Consider the following 15,382-nt stretch of genomic DNA (forward strand, 5'->3'; position numbering starts at 1 on the left):
AATCCGGGGTCTTTGAGCTAGAAGCTTCGGGTATCCGCTCCGCTCAAGCCCTCGAACGCCTCTACCTCGTGGCGGCTGTCGCCATCCTCTATGGCACTACCCAGGGTATGGCTGTGCAACTCGAGGGCCTCCGCACTCTGGTTGACCCCCATTGGACTCGGGGTATCAGCTATCTCAACATTGGCCTCCGCTGGCTCAAGGGAGCGGTCAACAAAGGGCGACCATTGTTCAAGCCTATTGCCCTGTTTACCGTTGACCCTGAACCCTGCTTCGCGTCCAAAAAAGCTCAAGCCCAGTACTATGACCGCATTTGGTTCTCCAGGATCCAATCCGTCCGCTGTCAGCTACCCCCTGGGGAGGCCGCTTAAAGATGTGTCAGGCAGTCAGGCCTTCAAGACCTTGGAGGTCAGCAACCAGACAGAGCAGTTCATCATCGCAGCCCTACGCCATGCCCAGGCCCTCACCCTATCATTGGTTGCCGAGGTCGATGACCGCATTGTTGGTCACATTGCCTTTTCGCCAGTGACCTTATCGAGCGGTATAGAAGACTGGTATGGTCTCGGGCCTGTTTCAGTCTTGCCGGAATACCAGCGCCAGGGCATTGGTTCAGCGTTAATCCGGGAAGGGCTATCCCGGTTGAAGCGCCTCAATGCTGCCGGTTGCTGTGTTGTGGGCCATCCCAGCTATTACAGGAAGTTCGGCTTTGAGAACGTACCGGGACTTACTGTTGAGGGGGTGCCACCGGAGGTCTTCTTCGCTCTCGCCTTCCATGGCCCTATGCCTCACGGTACCGTCACTTTCCACGAAGGATTTAAAGCGGATAGCGTTTTGTAGCTCGGTACAGCGTTGCCGAGCTGAGTCTTTAAAGCCGAATTTCCCCAGTCCCGACAGCAACTCAGCAACTCAGCATTGCCTAGGGCCACCACTGAGCCATTTAATCAGACTACTCACTCTCCAACACCATCATCTGGATTCGTGCCGGCCAGGTTCTCAGCCTCAGCTAAATTAATCAGTCAAAGCTAATAACAACAACTCTAGAGGCTCAAGCCAGTGAAAGACTCTCAATAAGCGATTGAGAGTGAGCTACCGCACCAAACACACCCCCTTGCATTTTAACTATTTTCAAAGAGGCTAGATGATTACTATAATCTGTTGCACTAGTACAATCTGACAACAGCAAACATTCAAAACCTCGATCATTTGCTTCACGCATAGTAGTATGCACACAAACATCAGTTGTAATTCCACTAAGAATCAAATTTTGTATTTTTTTTCGCCTTAATATCAACTCTAGATCCGTAGAATAGAATGCACCTTTACCAGGCTTATCAATAATTATTTCATTAGGTTTAGGTTTCAGCTCTGGAATAATCTCCCAGCCAGGTTCGCCTCGGATCAAAATATGTCCACATGGGCCTAGAGTGCCAATACCTGCTCCTATCTGTTCTGACCTCCACGACTTATTATCAGGAAGATCGCTTAGGTTAGGACGGTGTCCTTCACGAGTGTGAATAATAAAAAAACCTTTCTCACGCATAAGAGTGAGAACTCTATATATAGATTCAATGGGAGATCGAGTCAGTGATAAATCATATCCCATCCTATCCAAATAGCCACCCACTCCACAAAAATCTACTTGCATATCAATTACAACGAATGCTGTATTCTCAGGCGTAAATTCTCCGTTATAAGGATATGGGTACGGCTCAGCCTCAATAAAAAACCCCATTTCTGTTATTCGCTTTAATTGGCTAACTATCACAACCTAACAACTAGCTTAGATTCAATATACTCTCGCCATCCTCCCCAGTGAGTTATCTCCACACCAAGATCACAGCAAATGGATTCTCCCAGTACCCCAAGAATGGAGTCTCCATTAGCTAAATCTATTTTACCGATGCATAAACCTGAAGGCTCGTTCAAAAGTAATTGAGCTAATCCTTGAACAGGAACTTTCCAAACCTCTAAAGAAATCGAATTTCCTTCATTTTTAACTTTCTGCATAGCTGGGTATTGGTCATTAATAGACCAAAGACGGTAGCAATGCTGAGTCTTAGTTTCAAAGGCAAAAATCGCACCAACATCTAAGAGATTAGAGTTAAGCTCTAAACCTCTCATGAGAGTGCCATTTACCCCTAAGAGAACTGTTTCAGCAGTATTATCATTATCAATCATTAACCACCTCGGAACAACCAAGAATAAACCTGTCTCTCTAGTGACTAAGAGGGATTAAATACTATCGTATTTAATCCCTGAAAAACTACAAATTGCAGATCTAACTATCCTGCGTTGAAACCAAAGGAGTATAAGTATCTACGAGTCTGTTCCTCAGCATATCCACTTTAGGAATCATACGCTTCTGTCTTGACAAGGCTAAATTAGCGTAAGTAGGCATGACAGCACCAATCCTCAAATTGCGTGGAGATGATACATTAACATCCCAGGTAGGAAAGCCATTTGGAGGAATTACAAAAGATCCACCAGGATAGGGGCAGTCAGTTCTATTTGCACAAACAACGAAGACTCTATTATCCTCAGCTTTGGTTACTGCTAGCAGATCACGCTCGAATGACTGTTCCCATGCACTACACCAAACAATAATGTCTGCACCGTTTAGAGCCAATATTCGAGCAGCTTCTGGATATAGTCCATCATCTCCCAATAAAATTCCGATTCGACCAAATTCAGTTTTAAATACAGGGAAGTCATCGCCAGATTTAGCCCAGCCAGCAGATCTTGAATTTAAATGTGTTTGTCTGTAGCGGCCTTCAACTTCGCCAGAGGGACCAACTAAAACAGCTGAAGAGAATAAAACACTATCAACCTTTTCAATTACTGGAAGAACCACAGTGCAAGAATACTTTTTGGTGATCTTGCCTACGCGTGAAATATGCTGATCAGTAGTAGCAAATTCTGCTGTGGCATCTTGTAAAGTGGGTGACCAAGTGGAAAGGCTAAAGTACAAGGGCAAAGCAATAAGCTTTACTCCTAGCTTAGCAGCATGATCAATCATCTCAAATGAAAAATCTAAGCTCTCTTCATCTTCAGTCTGATGAACCTGCACAGCGGCCAACTTGGTAGTTTCCAATTCAGGTATCATAGGCTGCTTAAGATAAGCAGCAACCGGCGTTTCATCAAAAGGAGTAACCAATCTCTGATAAATTTTAGGTCGACGACCTTCTAACTTTTTGCTTGATGGAGCTTGAATAGTTATCTGAGATGTAATAACACCATGCAAATTTTCAGGAATTCTAGCGGCGACTTGCCCACTTGGATCTACTATCATACTGCCCCCTGGATAGTAAATACTTCGCTCAACACCTGCCTTGGTAGCAGCTACTATCCAAACTTCATTCTCAAAAGCACGGGCTGGAACCCACATATCAGCCTGATCCATAGCAAAGAAATTTGCCATATCCAAGATGACATCTGCGCCTTTTAAGGCCAAACATCTCGCAATTTCAGGAATACGACCATCGAAACAAATCAATAGTCCAATACGCCCTATCTCAGTATCTACAACTGGAGAGCCTTTGACACCAACCTCAAACCAATTAAAGTCATGTGTTGCCAGAAACTGCTTTTGGTAATGCAGGATTAGATTACCTGATTTATCCAGCAGCAAGGCACTGTTGTATATTTTTCCAGTACTTTCGTCTTTCTCTGTAAAACCGCTGGCTATAAATATGTCATATTTTTGACATAGCTCAGCCATAGCCTTCACATATCTACCCGTAATTGTCTCTGCTAAGGAAGCACAGTGGTCAACCGAATCAAATAGGTATCCTGTGTTCATGCACTCAGGAAAAACTACTAATTCAGCACCTTGGCGTGAAGCTTCTTGAGTATACTTTTGAAGCAATCCGATGTTGTGTTCTAAGTTTCCAATTTCTGCAATAGTTTGCACTGCGGCAGCTTTGAAGCTTTCTTTAATGCACATGGGTATAGAGCTCTGCGATCCTATGCTATTTCCGATTGATCAAGCACCATGTTTGCGGCACTCATTTCCTTATCCAAAACACCTTCTGTAAAGAAGATGTCGATAAATTTTTGGTATGAGTCAATGTCTTCCGCGTCAAGATCATTAAACCCGCGTAATCGAGGTTGGGCTACATACTCTGCTTGTTCAGATTCTAATGCTGTATATTTTGAAATAATTGGCCGATACTTATCGAAGTCAGCATTAGCTAATCTGGTTGCTTCATCAATGACTTGAATAATTTTCTTAGCGGTTTCCGGTCGGTCTTGAATAAACTTTGTAGTTAAAACGGATGCACCAGAATAGAACGGATCTGAAATAAATTCTGAAACGGGATTCGTCATAGCCCGCTTAGCTTGCTGAGTAGCTTCAGCAATTGAACCCACCGGTTCTAGTGATAATGTTGCATCAACTGCTCCTGAAATAATTGATGTCAAATGAAGACCAACGGCCATTTGCTCAATCGTAACGTTTACTCCAGGTTCAAGGCCATTTTGTTTAAGGAGGTGCTGAAGGATTGTTTGCCACTGAATCCCAGGAATTGTACCAACTCGCTTTCCTTCTAAATCACGAAATGATTGGATTGTAGAATCAGACTTCACTAGCAAGCCATCATTAATATATCCACTTCTTATTCCTCCTCCCTGAAGCCCAAAGACCTTAAATGTTCCAGGCGCTCTAGCTTCTGCCAGAACGGTAATTCCCGCAGCGGCTCCTGGAGGTCCAAAGTCTGCACGCCCTGATATTAATGACTCAATGATTTGATTTGGGTTTTCAAATTGAACTGACTCTATTTCTATGCCAGCTTCTTCAAATAGACCTTCTTCTAAAGCAACATAGTAAGCTGTTGTTTGCATAATAGGTAGCCATGAAGCAACCACCTTTTCTTTGCCAACAATTAACTCAGGAGACCTATTACTTTCTGCCAAAGCATCCTCAGCAGACTGATTGTTATTTCCTCCATTACAAGCGGTGACTACCCCGGCTCCGAGAGCTAAGGAACCATACTTGATAAAGCCACGTCGATTAAGATTTTTCATTTGCAGTTATCTTCCTTTCCAATGAACAAATTTGCCTTCAATAATCAAGAAAATCTGATTTAAGCCATATCCCATGACCCCAGTTGTTATGATTGAAGCATACATTTGGGGCATGTCAAATATTTGCTGAGAATTGATAATTCTCTGCCCCATTCCATGAGTAGACCCAATAAACATTTCTGCAACTATCATAACTACCAAAGTCAATGATATTGCTGTCCTCAGGCCAATAAAAGTTTGAGGTAAAGTCTCAAAAAAGGTTACATCAATAAAAGTTCTAAAAGAGGAAACGCCCATAATTTTTGCTGCCATGACACGAGTTTTTGTAGCATTCATAACGCCATAGGCAACATTAAAGAAGATTACCAATACGCCAGCGAATGCAGCTACAGCGATCTTAGAGAAATCTCCAATACCAAAAACTACCAAGAATAAAGGGAACATAGCCGTTGCAGGCGTTGAGCGAAAGAAATCAATCAAGAACTCAAAAGAACGATAGATTTTTTCACTTGAGCCTAATAAAATACCAACTGGAATTCCGATTATTACAGCTATCACAAAGGCATATAAACTCCTGTATAGAGTTAGATAAAAGTCTCTTATTAAACCACCTTCTAAGATGCCTTTAAAGAATGAAGCAAGGGTTTCAAAAGGGGTGGGAAGAAGAACACGGTCAATAAGACCAAGGTTAGGAATTAACCACCATATGAATAATATTCCTAAAGTTCCTATATTGGCGACTAGTGTTGACTTGACTGTTTTCCATAACTTTTCCATGTAAGTTTTTTTATGTCCAGAAATAAGCTGACTCATGCTTTATTGACCTCTTTGCGGAAAACACTTAAGCTATGCGCTTTTATGTCGATGAAGTTCGAATCTGACAACGTAAGTTCTGTTCTAGGATAATCGGCATTAAAGTGAACAATTTCAGCTACTTTGGTGGGCCTCTTGGTCAGCAAAACAATATTATTTGACAAGTAAACAGCTTCTTCTAAATCATGTGAAATCATCACCATAGTCACTTGAGATGAAATAAATACTTCCTGAAGTTTCTCAATAATAGAAAGAGTGGCTTCATAATCTAAAGCTGAAAATGGTTCGTCTAGGAAGAGAACTTCAGGTTTAGGAGCCAATGCTCTCATGATAGAAACAAGTTGTTGTTGACCACCTGATAGTTCATACGGGTATCTATTCAAGTCAAATTTGACACCAAATTGATGTATTAGTTCTTCAACTCTCAGCTTGCATTGGTTTTTTGAAAGGCCAGACCGCTTTAGAGGATATTTGATATTATCAACTGCCCGGATCCAAGGAAATAAAGCATCTCTATAATTTTGGAAGACATATCCAATTTTTGAATCTGATAAAGACTTACCCCCAAAGTAAACTTTTCCCGAATCGAAGGGTAATAGTCCTGCCGCCATATTTATCAAAGTCGATTTTCCACAGCCATTTGGTCCAAAAATTGAGGTGAATGAACCACCTGGAATATTTAAGTTGAAGTCTTGATATAGCACTTCATTATGAAAACTCTTGGTCAAATTACAAATGTCAATGTCCGTAGGACCAATATTGGAACCTGGAATCGAGCTATGGGAGTCCATCAAGCTTGGAAACATATACTTCAGCTATAAAAGTGGGTTTCAGATAACAAGGCCATTGCTTTTTAAGCACCTTTTATTTCTATGTCTGCTCAGCTATTCCCTCGACAAATACAAGACTTCAAAGACTTCACAAGTAAAAGCCTACCAAGCAATTAGCCGATCTAACGTTCGTAGTTTGTTCGTTTCTGTCCAAAAAAATAGAGAGAAGAAGTCAAAGTGTGTCTAAAGTTACAAAGTCTAAGGTGCTGCTTAGCTACTATCGCGCTACTGACTAAGCCTGTACAGCTATCTCTATCTGCCTTTCAAGGTCTCAGTAATACCTAAGCCTTCTCTATGAAATCTGAAGAAGCGTTATCACATGAACTGCTAGACATGGTTAACCATGCTTTATCAACTGATGGCAAAGAGTTGCTAAGTTCCTTGCAGTCCATTATCTTTTACCAGGCATATGCTAATTTGCCCTATCAACAAATTGCTAGTGTTGTAGGCTACGAGGTTGGCTACGTTAGACAAGTAGGCTCAGAGTTATGGCAGCAGCTATCAACCACATTTGGTGAAAAAATAACCAAACGAAACTTTCGAGCTAAGTTAACTAATATTTATAGTGATCGCTTTGAAAAGATTGCTTCTTTTAAGCAAGCGATAATAAATGGTTCTGCTAGTTTCAAAAATTGTGATTATTTTAACCAAGATGATTTTTTCTGTGGCCGCACAAATGAACTAGAACTACTTAGTCAATGGATTTTAGCAGAGGACTGTAAGCTCATTGGTATATTTGGAATGGGGGGAATAGGAAAAACTAGCCTATCCATGAAATTAGCACTTGGAATAGAAAAGCATTTTGATGTGGTTTTTTGGAGATCACTGCGAAATGCTCCTCCAGCCCAAGAGCTAATGCAAGACTTGTTGCAAGTTTTACATTGTCATTATGATGTTAGGGGTGAAATACCTATAAATCCAGATGGCCTTTTGCTATATCTGTTTAGCTGGTTGAAACGCTCTCGCATCTTACTTATTCTAGATAATGTAGAAACAATTCTTGAATCTGGCAGTCGTGCAGGAGTTTATCGAAAAGGCTATGAGTACTATGGAAGACTTTTGCAGGAACTATGTATAACACCGCATCTTGGTACTACTATACTAACTAGTCGGGAAAAGCCTCAAGAAATTGCTTGTCATGAAGGCAAGCAATTACCAGTTCGTTCTCTACGTCTTCAAGGACTCTCTACTCAAGCAGGACGATCATTATTCAACTTCAAAGGAGATTTTAGTGGCACTGAAGTAGAATGGAAAGTTTTAATTAATCATTATGCAGGAAATCCACTAGCTTTAAAGATAGTGGCATCTATCATTCAGGATCTATTTAATGGTCAATTAGGAACTTTTTCTGAATCTTTAACTCAAGGACTATCTGTTTTTGGTGATATTTACGATCTCCTAAACTGCCAGATTGATAGACTTTCAACCTTAGAACAACAAGTTTTAATTTGGTTAACTATACATCGTGAGCCTGTTACTTTATCCTTTTTGAAGCTTCATTGGTCACGACCTATAAATCTTGGCAACCTAATTGAAGCTTTATCTTCCTTAGAAAGGCGATCTCTTATTGAACAAGATAAAAAGCGGTTAACTTCTAGTGAGAGTACACAATTCTCGCTTCAACCAGTCGTGATGGAATATATGACTGAGAGGTTAGTTAAGGAGGTATGCCAAGAAATCGACGTAAAGGTCGAATCTGAGCATGCCCTGATTCACACGCATGCATTAGTAGTAGCTCAAGCAAAGGATTATATTCGCGATATTCAAAAAAGGCTTATTTTGCAACCTGTTTCTCAAAAACTAATAGATACTTATGAAGTAGAAGACTTGGGCAGAACTTTCAGAAATAAGCTTGATTTTTGCCGAAAAAAAAATCTCAAAAGCTATGCTGGTGGTAATATCTTTAATTTGCTAAACCAGCTCAAATATTCTTTAGAAGAATTTGACTTTTCTGACATTTCTATTTGGCAAGCCGATTTGCAGGATGGATCTTTTCAGAATATAAATTTTTCTGGATCGGATTTATCTAAATCAGTGTTCAAACATGCTTTTAGCCAAGTTCTTTCTACTTCATTCAGTCCTGATGGGCAGCTGTTAGCAGCTAGTGATATTAGTTATGAGGTTCATGTTTGGCGCGTTAGTGATGCCCAACATCTTCATACACTTCGAACACAAGATGGGTGGTGTTGGTCAGTTACTATAAGTCCTGACAATCAGACGTTAGCTTGTAGTGCAAATGGAACTGTAGAGCTATGGGATCTTAAGACTGGCCAGCGATTTGCCCGATTGTTAGATTCATCAAGTCGAGTATTCTCATTAGCTTTCAGCCCCGATGGACGATGGTTAGCCGGTGGCTGCGAAGACCATGAAATTCGCATCTGGTCAATTAGAACTCAAAAACTTGTTCATTGTTTGACTGGTCACAGTGATGAGGTACACTCAATAACCTTTTCATCACAAGGCTACTCTAAAGCAGGAAGCCGATCCGTTAATCATCAATTGGCTAGTGGTAGCTATGATGGTACCATCCGCCTCTGGGATATTGCGAATAAGTCTTGTATAACACTAACTAGTGGTTCCGCTATTTCTAGCATAGCTTTTAGCTCTGATGGCCAAACTCTAGCTAGTGGTCATAAAGACGGGAGTATAAATATTTGGAGTACCTCTCAGAAGTTTAAGCTTCGCACTCTAAATGGCCATACAAACCAGATCCGTTCCGTTGCGTTCCGGCCTGATGATCGCATGATTGCTAGTGGTAGTGATGATCAATCAATCCGTTTATGGGATTGGAGAACGGGAGAACCTAGATGGGTTTTCAAAGGTCATAGTAGTTGGATATCAAATGTTGCTTTTAGTCCTGATGGTTATACACTTGCTAGTAGCAGTGAAGATCAGTCAATTCGTTTATGGGATAGCAATAAAAATCAGGCATTAAGAGTTTTGAAAGGTCACAATAATGGGGTCTGGTCAGTAGCTATCCACCCAGGTGGACAACAGATTGTAAGTGGTGGTCAGGAACGTCGAGTTCGTATATGGACTATTACTAATAGTAATAACTTTTCAAAGGCATTGCTACCGCATAAAGGGTGGGTTCTTGCGGTAGCTATTAGCCATGATGGGGAATGGATAGCTAGTAGTGGAGAAGACTGCTCGGTCTGTCTTTGGGATAGTGCTAGTGGCAATCAGATTATAGAGTGGTCCGGTCATAAACACGAAGTCTGGTCTATTGTCTTTTGTCCGCAGCAGAATTTATTAGCTAGTGGAAGTCTAGATCGTACTATAAGGCTTTGGTCTTTGGCCTCAAATACCTGTAAAGGAGTACTGAGGGGCCATGAGAGTGGAATCTGGGCTTTAGCTGTTAGTCCTGATAATCGATATTTAGCTAGTGGTAGTCAAGATCAAACAGTACGCCTTTGGGATATAGACTCTCAAGTTTGTGTTCAGTGTTTGCCTTGTCAAGGCATTTGGGTGAGAGGGCTAGCGTTTAGTCATGACAGTCGATATTTAGCTACCGGAGGTTCTAATGGGTTGGTAATGATTTGGGATTTGAAAACAGGTCATAGAACAGTCATCGGCAACCATCCAGGCCTAGTTCTTTCTGTAGCATTTAGTCCAGATGATAGATGGCTCGCAAGTTGTGGTGGAGATACTAATATAAAAATTTGGAATTTGAAGAGCCGCCAATGTCATCAAACACTAATTGGTCATAAAAAATGGGTTCGACAAATAATATTTAGCACAGACGGTCGTCATCTAATTAGCTGTAGTCAAGATGAAACAATTCAGGTTTGGGAAAATATATCAAATCTCCATAGCCCAATGTTTAGGAATAAAAACTCTTTGAGAGTACCTCGACCATATGAAGGAACTGATATTACTGGTGTTCAAGGATTGACCGACGCCCAAATAAAAGCTTTAGAAAGCCTGGGAGCTATAAACCTTTTGGAAGACGAATCTGCTTTGGAGTATCGACCAAAATTCAGCCAGTGTTCGAGCGAAGTACTCATGATTGAGAATAATTATCCAGCTTCTGGCAAGTTTAAAAGTACATAAAGTTTCTCTATTCAGATTAGTCACTCCCCAATACCAACATCTGAATCCGCGCCAACCGGGTTCTCAGCCTTGCCCACGCTCGATAGGTAGTGGCTTTTGTTTGGTCGAGCTGGGAGAGCTGCCCCAGGTACGTCACGCTGTCGATGCGATCGCTAAAGCGGTAGTCAATCTCTAACAGCCTGTGTTGCACAGTGGCTCGGCGGGCCACCTCCTGAGAGATCTGGAACTCGCGGCGGGTGGCATCGAACTCTAGAACCTCCAGAGCTACCTGTTCGCGCAAGGTCTCAGCGATTTTTCGTTTTTCTTGCTCGATCTGAGCCACCTTCACTTGCAGGTCACTGATGGCGATCGCCGTCTGCTGGGCACGGGCATTGGTCTGGGTTACACCGCGAATCAAGGGAATGCCGATCAGTCCCAGGGCTTCATTAATAGCGTTGAGAGGGTTGCTGATGGCGGACAACAAACGGTCAAAGAAACCTCGCTGCTGGGGCTGGCCCCCGACCATCACCTGTTCATAGGTCAGGTAGCGGGACATCAGCGGCTCAAAGGTATCCATCCAAACGGCGGTCTGGTTGTGGCTGCGGGCTTCCTCGATGCGCTGGTCAATGCCGTCGATGCGCTCCTGAATGATAGCCAGACCCAGATTGTTCTCTACCGCCATTGTCTGAAGTTCGCTGAGACATTCGGTAGTTGGCTCCAGGCAGGGCAAGTCGCCCATCATGGCCGCCCAGAGGTCTTGGTTGATCTGGGTTTGGATCAACAAGTCGAGGTTGTCCCCCAACGGGTTGAGGGGGTTGTTGTCGAGCTGGTAGAACTCATCGGGGTGAGTCAGGGGTTGGCTGGAGTCTTCCCCATCGCCGGGCTCCCCTTCCTCCTCGAAGACATCCTCTTCAAAGACTTCTTCCTCGAAGTACTCTTCCTCATCAAGGCTGTCCTGGGCTAGGGACGGAGAGGGGTTGGACAGTAAAGGCATCAGCGCCAGGCCCACTGCCAATAGATAGCGTAATTTCAACGGAGAGGCGGTTGTCCGACTGCCCCAGCCACTTAACCCGGCGAATCGTTCCAGCATAGGGACTCCTGACGGTCGAAAGGTCTAGTAATTTGGCGTTGATCTCTTCCACCTGGGCTTGCAGCTGCGCCTCTTGGAAGGCCTTCTCCCGGCGCTGCTGTTCGGCTTGCTGCTGCTGTTGGGAGTGCATCAGCCGCTGTTGGTTGGCTTCCTCCGCCCGTCGCGCCATCGCCAGGGAATGTTCGTACTCCTGAAAGGCCCGCTTCTCTTTTGCTTGACTCAGCTCAGCCTTAGCTAGCTCTAAATCCCGGTACAGCTTCTCCAAGATCCGGTCTTCGTGCTCACGCATAGCTGGGGGCACCTCCGAGGGCGTCATGGTGCCCAGCAGGTCAATCTTGCGCTTCTGAAGGTCGATGTTGTCTTCAATGCCAGCGATCGCCACCTCTTGAGTGCTGTAGTAGACCGGGGGTAAGCCCGACACTGGGGGCACCGGCAACGGCTGGGGTGGGTCGAGCACCTGCTGGGCCTGGATGCGCTGGAGAGAAATTTGTGTCTTTTGGAGCTGGGCCTGTAGTGAGCTTCTCTCGCGGGTGCGGTCGGCCAGCACGTCCCCAGAGGCTACATAGTCCCCCTGTCGTACTTTCAGGTCGTCTGGCTCACTCAGGCTCAGTGTGAACGTGAGAACTCGGGGTTGAGTGCTAACCGGGGGTGTGGTGATTAATTGTGGCTGTGGCGGCTGTACCGCTGGGGCTTGGCCCTGGGTTGGCTCTACCCGCGTAATCCAGATCAGTCCTATCATCCCCAGAACACCCCCTAGACCAATGAAAGCTTGTAGTGGTGGGCCTTCACGGTGGGGGATGGGGGTGGTCATGCTTTTACTTTCACAAGGACACTGCCCTGCAAGATCCAGAATTCCCGTAGGAGCGCCAAAATCTCCTGGGGGTGAGCATTTTGTAACTCAAGTTGTCCAGTGGACAGTCTTATCGTGGGGTAGGTTTCGAGGTTGCTGGGGGGTGGTGCTTCGTCCAAATCATCAAGCATCAAGCTGCCGCTGATGTAGGCGTTCTGGGGTACAGTCGCTAGCCATTCCATTACCCCAATCTCTTGCAGATTGAACATTTGGGCCGACACACTGACTGGATCCCCCAGATTGACTTTGACCCGGTTGGGGCGGATCTGGGCATCGGATCCTTTCCCAATTTTGTAGATCTGGCGGGTGGTCACGTTCTCAGCAATCACATCACTGGTGCTGGCCTCCAACACTTCATAAGTGCCACTGACCGATTGCCGGGTGTAGGTGTGGATCCCTTCGACGGTGACAAATACCCGTTGGGAAGCTCCATGCTTGTGGAACAAGTCGGCGGCGGTGGCGGTGTCGTTAAAGAAGGTGCGGGCTACAGTTTCAGAGAGGCCCCCGGCGCTGGTCAGGTTGATGCTGACGATGGTGAGAAAGACGGCGGTGGCCAGTACCCAATACTCAGCGGGCGATCTGGTGTCGAGCCGCGCCCTAGGATTGCCGGGGATGACCAGACGGGCTGGGTTGGGGTAGAACGCTTCTACGCCTGACTTAGTAAAGGCATCGGCAAACCAGCCCACGAAGTAGCCCACCACCACCGCTAAGAAGAACTGCCACTGAAGCCACAGCAGGGGTGCCGCTAGCCCAGCCACAATGCCCGTGGCCATGAACGAGTGAGTTAACGACCGATGGGGAAACCGCTGTTCTAGAAAGTTAGTCAGAGGCCAGATCAGGCGGCCTGAAAAGCTTTCGGTAGTGTCGATGTCGGGGAGCTGGGATGCGATCGCCGCCGTGGCCAGAACGTAGGGATCTGCGGTGCCAATTGAGATTGCAGTGGTGGCGATCGCCAGGGCGGCATGGGTAACGCTCATCATGAGAGGCTAACCTCACCAACATCAAAAGGTGGAGGATTGCCAGCAGCCCCGAAGGGCTCAGTTCCTAATTCAATAAGGGCCGAAGATGGGCAGCAGGATTTGGATCCTTCTCCCAAACTCTCTACCAACTCCATCGCTTTATCTTCCTGACCAGTCTCCAGAAAGGCTTTAACCAGCCCTACATATTCCTGTAGCTGAAATTCATTCATCGGCTTTACCTACTTTCGTCGAGTCAGAAATCATCACCGTCCTAGGCGAGTTGACTTGCGGTTAATCGTGTAGAACAGCGTGCGCAACGTCAGGGCTAAGAGGGTGGCCACCCCACCGACGATGTAGAGCGCCTTATCGCCCAGGCCAATGCCGATGAACCGAACGATGCCGATCGCGCTGAGGCTAGCAATCAGGAAAGGGGTGCCGTCGATGTATTGCCGGTGGTCAGTGCTCATCTCTTCCCCGATGCCCAACAGTTCTTCATGCACCACCCGTTTGGCTAGAGCTGGGTTGCCGCCCACCCGCTGCTGAAGGTCGGCAAACTTGGCGGGGTTGATGGCCATGCCCTGAGCCGTGGCTTCGGCATACATGATGGTGCGGATCTGGTCGGAAGTCAGTGGATCCAACTCCATCCGGGGCAGCTTCAGAAACACATCCCTCGCCGGGGGCCGATCCGCCATTAGCAGCAGCAGGCCTTTTCCTCTCAGCAGTTCTTCCATCCAGTAGCGCAGGCTAGCGGGCCAACGGTGGGCATCGTCGGCAATCAGTAACCGCCTACCGCAGTTCATGTCGTCGCGGATTTCGACCCGCAGCTGGTCAGCAGTTAGGGGCTTGGGCCGTTCGTCACAGGTTTCGGTGGGCACCCCCAAAGCTTCAGCGATGGCGATCAGGGTTTGCTTGGCACTGCCGGAGTATGAGGCGATCGCTATCCGGTAGTCACTGCCCAGGCGTTTGGCAATCTCTAACCCCAGAACACTCTTGCCGCTGCCTGATTCCCCAAGCACCAGAAGAGACTGTCCCTTCACTAGAGAGCTGACCATTTGGGCAATGTCGTTCTCTCTAAACTCCACCACCAGGGCGCTGCCATCGCGGGTAGTCAGAGGTTTGGTGAGAGTCCTTACGCTGCTGCTGCTCCCCGCTGGTTGCGCCACTGGCCTAGGATCTGGCTGGCGATCGCGGCGGGGTTCGCTTTTGGGCGGGTCGCCTCTCGCACCTCCGTCACTTTTCCCTGAAGGTCAGGGGCCAAGTCGTCATAGGTCATCTGCTGGGCAAGCTGCGCCACGACCAGATCTCCGATGGCCATGTTGTGAGCGGCTAGCTCCTGGGCCTGGCGGATCAATCGCTCCAGCTCTGGAGTATCTGCTTCTGGTGTGGGGCCAGCCCACGGGAGAGTATCGCCCAGGCTCGATTCCTCTGAGGTTGCCAGCGCTGTTTCCTCAAACCCGTCGATTTTGCCAGTGGCTACCACATGCGATCGCAGAGCGCGGATCCGGTCGGCCTGCTCTGGTTCTAGGTAGGCTTTTCCCTTTTCGTCCTTCTGAGCCTTGATGTCAAGGCGCTTCAGGTAGCTGTAGTAGGCATCTTTCTTGATGTTCAATTCTGCCATCAGGTCATCGGGGCGCATCTGGTGCTCGACAATGGCCTGAGCCGAATTCTGGTGTAGGGGGTCAGTCGGAGCCGAATTCTGGGCCGTCATGGGATAAAAATTTTTTAGGGAGTGCCCATATTATGGAGACTCCAGAGAATTCAACGGTTCAGGCACATCACCCGAATTCTG

14 protein-coding genes and 1 pseudogene are annotated in these 15,382 nt (G+C 46.0%); 3 read left to right on the forward strand and 12 right to left on the reverse strand.

The genetic code is table 11. The annotated features are described in order from the left end of the window. Window positions 1-368 (forward strand): annotated as a pseudogene (locus AC0QKW_RS03220) (transposase); the annotation flags it as partial. Then, complete coding sequence (locus AC0QKW_RS03225; RefSeq protein WP_473149783.1) at window positions 352-834, forward strand: GNAT family N-acetyltransferase; 483 nt, start codon at window positions 352-354, stop codon at window positions 832-834. The pseudogene AC0QKW_RS03220 and the gene AC0QKW_RS03225, both read left to right, overlap by 17 nt. A gap of 208 nt (window positions 835-1,042) precedes the next feature. Here AC0QKW_RS03225 and biuH read toward each other — a convergent pair whose 3' ends face one another. From biuH to AC0QKW_RS03255, 6 genes are all read right to left on the reverse strand, one after another. Next, window positions 1,043-1,729: a biuret amidohydrolase gene (gene biuH / locus AC0QKW_RS03230; protein WP_473149784.1), complete on the reverse strand. Its 687-nt coding sequence runs from the start codon at window positions 1,727-1,729 to the stop codon at window positions 1,043-1,045. A gap of 29 nt (window positions 1,730-1,758) precedes the next feature. Next, window positions 1,759-2,175 carry an allophanate hydrolase-related protein gene (locus tag AC0QKW_RS03235; RefSeq protein ID WP_473149615.1) on the reverse strand — a complete coding sequence of 139 codons (417 nt, stop codon included), beginning with the start codon at window positions 2,173-2,175 and terminating at the stop codon, window positions 1,759-1,761. Window positions 2,176-2,275: 100 nt separating this feature from the next. Further along, the gene (locus AC0QKW_RS03240; RefSeq protein WP_473149616.1) at window positions 2,276-3,940 is read right to left on the reverse strand and encodes a carbon-nitrogen hydrolase family protein; all 1,665 of its coding nucleotides are present in this window, start codon (window positions 3,938-3,940) and stop codon (window positions 2,276-2,278) included. Between the two features lie 20 nt (window positions 3,941-3,960). Beyond that, a complete protein-coding gene (locus AC0QKW_RS03245) occupies window positions 3,961-5,019 on the reverse strand; it encodes an ABC transporter substrate-binding protein (RefSeq protein ID WP_473149617.1) in 1,059 nt (352 codons plus the stop codon). A 6-nt stretch (window positions 5,020-5,025) separates the two neighbouring features. Next, window positions 5,026-5,832, reverse strand: coding sequence for an ABC transporter permease (locus tag AC0QKW_RS03250; RefSeq protein ID WP_473149618.1), 807 nt, complete (start codon window positions 5,830-5,832; stop codon window positions 5,026-5,028). Then, a complete protein-coding gene (locus AC0QKW_RS03255) occupies window positions 5,829-6,638 on the reverse strand; it encodes an ABC transporter ATP-binding protein (protein ID WP_473149619.1) in 810 nt (269 codons plus the stop codon). Before AC0QKW_RS03255 ends, AC0QKW_RS03250 begins: the two co-directional genes overlap by 4 nt. Before the next feature lie 318 nt (window positions 6,639-6,956). On the opposite strand from AC0QKW_RS03255, the gene AC0QKW_RS03260 reads away from it, so the two are divergent. After that, window positions 6,957-10,715, forward strand: a complete 3,759-nt coding sequence (locus tag AC0QKW_RS03260) for a WD40 repeat domain-containing protein (protein WP_473149620.1) — start codon at window positions 6,957-6,959, stop codon at window positions 10,713-10,715. A gap of 16 nt (window positions 10,716-10,731) precedes the next feature. Here AC0QKW_RS03260 and AC0QKW_RS03265 read toward each other — a convergent pair whose 3' ends face one another. The 6 genes from AC0QKW_RS03265 to AC0QKW_RS03290 form a co-directional block, all read right to left on the reverse strand. Beyond that, on the reverse strand, window positions 10,732-11,688 hold the full coding sequence (locus tag AC0QKW_RS03265; protein WP_473149621.1) for a hypothetical protein: 957 nt from the start codon (window positions 11,686-11,688) through the stop codon (window positions 10,732-10,734). Next, the gene (locus AC0QKW_RS03270; RefSeq protein ID WP_473149622.1) at window positions 11,639-12,523 is read right to left on the reverse strand and encodes an HlyD family secretion protein; all 885 of its coding nucleotides are present in this window, start codon (window positions 12,521-12,523) and stop codon (window positions 11,639-11,641) included. Before AC0QKW_RS03270 ends, AC0QKW_RS03265 begins: the two co-directional genes overlap by 50 nt. A 68-nt stretch (window positions 12,524-12,591) precedes the next feature. Continuing rightward, complete coding sequence (locus tag AC0QKW_RS03275) at window positions 12,592-13,614, reverse strand: metal-dependent hydrolase (protein WP_473149623.1); 1,023 nt, start codon at window positions 13,612-13,614, stop codon at window positions 12,592-12,594. After that, window positions 13,611-13,823 (reverse strand): hypothetical protein, encoded by a 213-nt coding sequence (locus AC0QKW_RS03280; protein ID WP_473149624.1) that lies wholly within the window; start codon window positions 13,821-13,823, stop codon window positions 13,611-13,613. Before AC0QKW_RS03280 ends, AC0QKW_RS03275 begins: the two co-directional genes overlap by 4 nt. A 33-nt stretch (window positions 13,824-13,856) precedes the next feature. Beyond that, on the reverse strand, window positions 13,857-14,756 hold the full coding sequence (locus AC0QKW_RS03285; RefSeq protein WP_473149625.1) for an AAA family ATPase: 900 nt from the start codon (window positions 14,754-14,756) through the stop codon (window positions 13,857-13,859). Beyond that, a complete protein-coding gene (locus AC0QKW_RS03290; RefSeq protein ID WP_473149626.1) occupies window positions 14,723-15,301 on the reverse strand; it encodes a hypothetical protein in 579 nt (192 codons plus the stop codon). The genes AC0QKW_RS03285 and AC0QKW_RS03290 overlap by 34 nt, the downstream gene beginning before the upstream one ends. Window positions 15,302-15,382 lie beyond the last annotated feature (81 nt).

Source organism: Pseudanabaena sp. PCC 9330 (genome assembly GCF_055795045.1).